1 protein-coding gene is annotated in these 446 nt (G+C 69.9%); it reads left to right on the top strand.

All coding sequences use genetic code 11. From position 1 onward, the window contains the following. Window positions 1-92 precede the first annotated feature (92 nt). On the top strand, window positions 93-446 hold a 354-nt coding region (locus tag AC1D0P_RS29635; protein ID WP_477680000.1), incomplete at its 3' end, for a DEAD/DEAH box helicase.

Here is a 446-nt window from a genome sequence, read left to right on the forward strand (position 1 = left end):
GTGCTCCTTCCGCGCACGGCGTACCCCTGCTTCAGGGCAGGGCTCTGCGAAACCCACCCCTGCGCCGGGCCGAAAACCCCGAAAATACCCGGGTGTCCCAGCTCCCGTTCCACCCGGCCGTTTCCGCCTGGCTAGAAGGCCGGTTCGGCCGCGCCACCGAGGTCCAGGCCCAGGCCTGGGCCGTGACCTCGCAGCGCCGCCACGCGCTGATCGCCGCGCCCACGGGCTCGGGCAAGACGCTGGCGGCCTTTCTGTCGGCGATTGACGAGCTGGTGCGGGAAGGCCTGGACAAAGGCCTTTCCGATGAAGTCCACRTGCTGTATGTGTCGCCGCTGAAGGCGCTGTCCAACGACATCCGCAAGAACCTGGAAGAACCGCTGGCCGGCATCCAGGCCGGGCTGGCCGCGATGGGCCTGCCCGATCCCGGCATACGCGCGGCGGTGCGC

The sequence above is a fragment of the Polaromonas sp. P1_G2 genome, assembly GCF_056405515.1.